The 5959-nt window shown below is 60.9% G+C and carries 6 protein-coding genes and 1 pseudogene; all 7 read left to right on the forward strand.

Going from position 1 to position 5959, the window contains the following annotated elements; genetic code table 11:
* Positions 1–122: 122 nt before the first annotated feature.
* Positions 123–811: pseudogene (locus DK874_RS11515) on the forward strand (transposase); the annotation flags it as partial.
* A 278-nt stretch (positions 812–1089) separates the two neighbouring features.
* Entirely contained in the window at positions 1090–1869 is a 780-nt protein-coding gene (locus DK874_RS12075; protein WP_114314163.1) for an IclR family transcriptional regulator, read from the forward strand.
* Positions 1848–2501, forward strand: coding sequence for a DUF4388 domain-containing protein (locus DK874_RS11525; protein WP_114314164.1), 654 nt, complete (start codon positions 1848–1850; stop codon positions 2499–2501). The genes DK874_RS12075 and DK874_RS11525 overlap by 22 nt, the downstream gene beginning before the upstream one ends.
* Positions 2498–3028: a GTP-binding protein gene (locus DK874_RS11530; protein WP_114314165.1), complete on the forward strand. Its 531-nt coding sequence runs from the start codon at positions 2498–2500 to the stop codon at positions 3026–3028. Before DK874_RS11525 ends, DK874_RS11530 begins: the two co-directional genes overlap by 4 nt.
* A 191-nt stretch (positions 3029–3219) precedes the next feature.
* On the forward strand, positions 3220–3594 hold the full coding sequence (locus DK874_RS11535; protein ID WP_114314166.1) for a roadblock/LC7 domain-containing protein: 375 nt from the start codon (positions 3220–3222) through the stop codon (positions 3592–3594).
* A 4-nt stretch (positions 3595–3598) separates the two neighbouring features.
* Entirely contained in the window at positions 3599–4183 is a 585-nt protein-coding gene (locus tag DK874_RS11540; protein ID WP_114314167.1) for a protoglobin domain-containing protein, read from the forward strand.
* A 38-nt stretch (positions 4184–4221) separates the two neighbouring features.
* Entirely contained in the window at positions 4222–5838 is a 1617-nt protein-coding gene (locus DK874_RS11545) for a putative bifunctional diguanylate cyclase/phosphodiesterase (RefSeq protein ID WP_162798794.1), read from the forward strand.
* Positions 5839–5959 lie beyond the last annotated feature (121 nt).

The raw sequence follows: 5959 nt of genomic DNA on the forward strand, positions 1-5959 counted from the left end.
AGGCTTTTGGGGGTTCACATGCAAGAAAGGAGCATGGTGTACAAAGTTAGGGGCGCAAATCACACTAGCAGACATGAGAGATAAGGGGGGTGGGTCGTGTAAGGAATTATGTGTAAGGGTTTGTGTATAAAAGGGGGGCGCCCAAAGATAGGAGGTGCCCCATGGACCAGGATACCCTGAAGGCTCTTCTAAGGGAAGCGGTGAGGGAAACGGTGGCCGAGGTGTTGCAGACCCTACTGAATGCTGACCGGGAGGCGTTCTTGCAGAAATACGGCGGGCGCAAGAACGGCTACTACCCCCGCAAGCTGGGTCAGCCCCTGGGGGGCTATCTGGTAACCAGCTTTGGCCAGGTGGAGCTGGCTATCCCCCGGGACCGGGAAGGAAGGTACTACCCTAGCCTTCTTCAACCCTATGCTCGCCGCCAAGTGGACGTGGGGGAAGTGGCGGTGGCCCTATACACTGCTGGGGTTAGCCAACGCAAGGCGGCTGGTCAGCCGCAGGCTAGGTTCTGGTGATGAGCCTACTGCTGGGCCACCGGTACACCCACGAGACCATCAGTACCCTCACGGACCAGGTGATGGCCTGCTTTGCCCGCAGGGCAAACACCTCCTGGGGAGCGGAAGCCTTTCGCCAGGGAACAAGGGCCCCGAAGGGGCTAGGTTGGCTAGGGTGGCCCCTGCCTGAAGAGATGGCCTTTGTCTACCTGGACGGACTATTCCTGAAGGTTTTCAGGGAAGGGCTGGGGATGGAGCGGGCGGTTCCCTTGGGGAGGAGGTCCCAAAGGCGAAGGTGGGGGCCCATGTGTTTCCCCGGCCGGAATCGGTACACAGGCTCCTGTACGTGGAAGGGCAATGGCAGGAAGGGAGGTGAAGGGGCAAGATAGCCCCTCCGGGGCTGACGAAGGGATTTGCTGAGGCGCAGGAGGTACGGGAGCGGATGCCTCTGGAAAGGTATGCCCCCCAGACACAAACGCTTACACATAAGTCTTGACACGACTCCAATACTTCCCTTTCTACTCCAATAAGTAGTTGCGTGCCACAACTGTAATTTCTTGCGTCACGGACCCTTCCCTGCTACCTTACGGTTTGTATGGGTGGATGGGACAAGCGTCCCCTACAGGTACTAAAGCTTTTGTTCTTCCACCCAGAGGGATTGCGATTTGAGGAGATACGGACGTCTCTAGGGCTTTCACCCTACACCCTGAGGAAAGCCTTGGTGGCTTTGGAAGAGGAGGGCTTCACCGCTTTAGATCCCCAAGCTCGACGTTACTTGCTCCGTTATCCCCACCCTTTTCTGGAACTCCCAGAGCCCGTCGACGACACCTTTTTCTACCAAGAGTTGGTGGATGGCGCCCATGTTTCAACGGGCCTGAGGGCATACGCCCTCACGGTCCGGCCCTGGGGACTCCACCTCGAGGCCACCACCGGTCACCAGGGTCAACGCCTCTGGCCTTTTCCCAAGGAGCGGAAGCCTGTAACCGCTCATGCGCACGCCAGTGCCGGAGGAAGGGCCATCCTGGCTTACCTACGGGAAGATCTGGTGAGGGCGCACTTTCAGCGCTTTCCACCTCGCGCCTTCACACCCCATAGCCCCAGTACCATCCCCCAGGTTCTTGAGCGGCTAGCGGAGGTGCGCACCCTTGGGTACGCCAGGGCCAGGGGGGAGATCATTCCCGAGCGCTGTGGCCTTGCCCTACCCCTTCTGGGCAAGGACGGCCAGGCCTTTGGGGCCTTAGGGCTTTCCCTGCCCTTCGGTCAGGTATGCGCATATGAGCATCCCGAGGACCCGAAGGCGTGCCGCCGGTGTCTTGAAGTGGCACCCGTACTGAGGGAGGTGGTGTCTCAGGTATGGCCATCTTCGGAAGCCTAAGGGATATGTCCTTTCCCGATCTGGTCGGAATGCTTGGCCGGCGAAGCGGGGTTTTGGAAGTGTTCGCCCTGCCTGGACACCGTCAGGCCTATACCATCGCCCTGGAAGGCGGCCGGGTGCTCTGGGTGCGGGAAGGAAGGAGGGTGCTGGAACCCCTCCAGGCCCGCTCCGTTTTGCAGGAGCTTTTCCGAATGAGCGAGGGAGGATTCGAGTTCGTTCCCGGCACACCCCCTCCGCCTCCCGATGGCCAGGTACTGGGTTGGCCCCTGGAGCGGCTTCTCCTCACCATGACCACTGTCGAGGACGAATTCCGGGCCTACAGTGCCACACTCCCCGATCCCCGAACCCGCTTTCAGGCGGTGAGCATGGATATGTGGTTAGAAGAACCCCTTTGGTCCTTCTGGGAAAAGGCCAAGCCCCTCCTAGGGCAGCCGGGAGGTGCATCCGCCGAGGAGCTTGCCCGGCGGCTCGGCTTGCGGGAAAGGGAGGTGGTCTACTACCTCCACAAGCTTCGCCTAGCAGGCAAGGTGAGTCCGGTGCGGGCTTATGAGGAGGCCCTCAAGAGGAGGGACGAAAGCAGGGAAGGCCTGTTCCGCCGCCTGTTTGCCTCCTTGCTGGGGAGGGGAAGATGAACCGTACCCTCAAGCTGGTGGTTTCCGGGCCAGTGGGGGCAGGCAAGACCACCTTCATCCAGTCTCTTTCCGAGATCCCTGTGGTGGAAACGGATGAGTGGGCTTCGGAAGCGATTGGCAAAGAGAAGACCACCGTAGCCATGGATTACGGCCTTCTTACCCTGGACGGGGTGCCCATCCACCTCTTCGGTACCCCGGGGCAGGAGCGCTTCGACTTTATCTGGGATGTTCTCGTAGAGGGCGCCTTGGGCCTGGTCCTTTTGGTGGCGGGGGATAGCCCGCGGGACTTCCCCAAAGCCCGGTACATCTTGGACTACCTCACTTCCCGCCACCCCGTACCCTTCGTGGTAGGGGTGACCCGCCAGGACCTGGAGCGGGTATGGCGTCCTGAGGAGGTGGCGGACTTCTTTGGCCTACCTGCTCACCAGGTAGTGGGCTTGAACGCTACGAGTCCCACCAGCGCCACGTTAGCCCTCATCCGAATGCTGGAGCTGGTGACCGGGTCCCGCTGGCAGGGAGTCTGGTGATTCGGAGGGGAGGCGTGGCGTGAAGGGATTCGTTCCCAAGGCCAAGGCTTTAGGAAGGGGAGAGACGGCTTATCGTTCGCCCTTCCGGGAAGCGGCTCCTCCAGGGAGCCACGGCCCCACGCTTTGGGAAACCGGATTGGCCCTATCCGCTGGCAAAGAAGGCCGGCGGTGAATGGGAGAAGGGAGAAGGAATGGGACGACAGGAAATGTTGCAAAGCACCATCCGCGAGCTCAGGCAGGCTGTCCCCGAGATCACGGGATGCATGGTGGCTTCCACGGATGGTTTATCCCTGGCCACGGACCTTCCTGAGGGGGAAGCCGCTCGCACCGCCGCCATGGCAGCCACCGCTCTGGGCCTGGGGAAGCGCATTGCCCAGACCGTCGCCCTGGGGGGATTGGAGGAAGCCGTGGTCCGGGGGAAGGAAGGTTACATGGTGATCTACGCCGCCGGGGACCGGGGTGTGCTGGCGGTTACCGCCCCCACAGGAGCCAATCTAGGGCTGATCCATCTGGAAGCCCGGCAGGCAGCAGCCCGCATCGCCCGACTCTTGGCAGAGGAGGTGTGAAGCCATGACCCAGATCCTGCAGTTTGCGAAGGAAGCCCTGGAACAGATGCCTCCCGAAACCCGGTTCCGGCCCGAGGATGCTGCGACCATCGCCCGCCACAAGGACCTACTGCTCTCCTGGTCCGAGGAGCTGGTCAAGGCCTTTTACGACACCCTGTTTGCCCACCCTCCCACTAAGAAGGTCTTCCGGGAAGGGGAGCGCCCCGACCGGGAAGAAACCCTGCGGGCCTGGTGGCGCCGCACTGTAGAAGGGCCCCTGGACGAGGGGTACTTTGCCTGGATGGCCAAGGTGGGATTGGTGCACGTGGTCCGCGGGGTGGAAAACCCCATGATGCTGGCCATGGCCTCCTTTGTAGCCGAGTTCGTGGAGAAGAAAGCCCACGAGGCCGGCCTTCCCGAAGCGCCTTCCCTCGTGGAGGCCTTCTTCCGGCTCAGCATGGCTGTGGGGGCGGTGATTACTCATGGCTACGACCGTTACCGTGCCCTGGCCCTTTACAACGTGGCGGGCATGGAGCCGAGCCTACTGGACCGTCTCACCGTGGAGGAGGCCAAGGGCTTCCTGGAGACCTTGAGGAAAGAGGAGGCATGACCCCGTTCCCCCTCCCGCCTGTGGTCCTTGAGGCCGTCATGGAACAGCTGGCCGAGAGCGTCCTCATCACCGACGCCTCGGGTCGCATCCTTTACGTCAACCAGGCTTTCGAGCGCCTTACCGGGTACAGGCGGGAGGAGGTATTGGGCCAGAACCCTCGGCTCCTTAAGTCGGGAGCTCACTCCGAGGCGTTCTACCGGGCGTTCTGGGAGCAGATCCTAGCCGGGGTGCCTTTTCGCGGCCTTTTCGTAAACCGCAAGAAGGACGGCTCCCTCTACACGGAGGAGAAAATCGTAACCCCAGTCCGGGAACCCTCCGGGAACACCCTCTACTTGGTGGCCACCAGCCGCGATGTTACCGAAGAGATGGCCTTGCAAGCCCGGCTGCAGGAGATGGCCACCTACGATCCGCTTACTCGCCTTTTGAACCGCAGGGCTTTCATGGAAAGAGTGGAAAAGGACATGGCCACCTCAGCCCAGAGGGCCCTGGCCTATTTGGACCTTGACCGTTTCAAGTTGGTTAACGACCTCCTGGGCCATCACGCCGGGGATACCGTTTTGGCAAAGCTTGGCGAGCGCCTCGCCGAAGCCCTACCTGAGGCCGTCCTAGGCCGGGTAGGGGGGGACGAGTTCGCCGCCTGGTATCCAGCGTGTGACCCCCTGGAGGCCAAAGAGAAGGGTAGGGCCCTCCTCGAGGCCCTGGCCTTGGAGATTCCGATCCAGGGCCAGGGCGTGCGACTGGAGGCCAGTATGGGAATCGCCCTGTTTCCCCAACACGGGACCTCTTCTACTGAACTTCTACGGCGCGCTGATCTGGCTATGTATCGGGCCAAGCTCTTCCGCCTTTCGGAGCCGGAGGTGTTTACCCCGGACCTGGAGGGTCTCACACCCCAGGCCCTCGCCCTTGAAGCCTCCTTCCACCAGGCACTGTCCTCGGGGCGAGCCCAGCTTGTTTTTCAGAGCCTTCTCCATCTTAGAGAAAGGGTTTTCCGCGACGCAGAGGTACTCTTCCGCATCACAGGAACCGAAGGCCTCTTTAATCCCCTTCCCCACCTGGACCTCTCGCGCCGATCGGTTAACGAGGCCTTAGACCGTTTCGTCTTTGGCCAGGCACGCAGGCTGCAAAGGAGCTACCCCGATCTTACCCTTTGGCTAAACGTAACCCCGTGGTCGTTAATGGACCCTAGCTTCCTCACCCTTTTGCAGAGAGAAATGGAGAAGGGCCTGGAGCCAGACAGGATGGTCGTGGAAATTAGCGAGCGGTTGGCGCATCACCAGCTGGGGCGTATCGTGTCCCAACTTTGGCGGTTACGTTCCCTTGGCATCCAGCTCGCCCTGGATGATTTCGGAAGCAGCCAACTCCCCCTGGTACATTTGCGGAGCCTTCCTATAAACTATCTGAAAATAAGCCGAGAGCTTTTCTGGGCCCATAGGGAAGCTGAGGGAAGTCCCCCTCCGGTGATCGCTCATATCGTGGAGATGGCTCGCGACCTTGGCATCAGCGTGGTTCTTGAGGGGGTCGAGACGAAAACCGATTTGGCGTACGCAATGGCGCTTGGTGTGGATTTCGTCCAGGGATTTTACCTGCATGCGCCGAGCAGGGAACCTATGGATTCCAGTCAGGTGCCCGCTCGACTTGAGGGCTTTCAGATGTGAGGAATTGTATCGCGATCTCTGTGCAAGCGCCACGTGTACGAAAGCTCCCGGACAGGTAATCCCTTCGTTTGCTACTTGACACCACTAGCAGACATGAGAGATAAGGGGGGTGCCATGCGCA

The sequence above is a fragment of the Thermus caldifontis genome (assembly GCF_003336745.1).
Classification (GTDB): Bacteria; Deinococcota; Deinococci; order Deinococcales; family Thermaceae; genus Thermus; species Thermus caldifontis.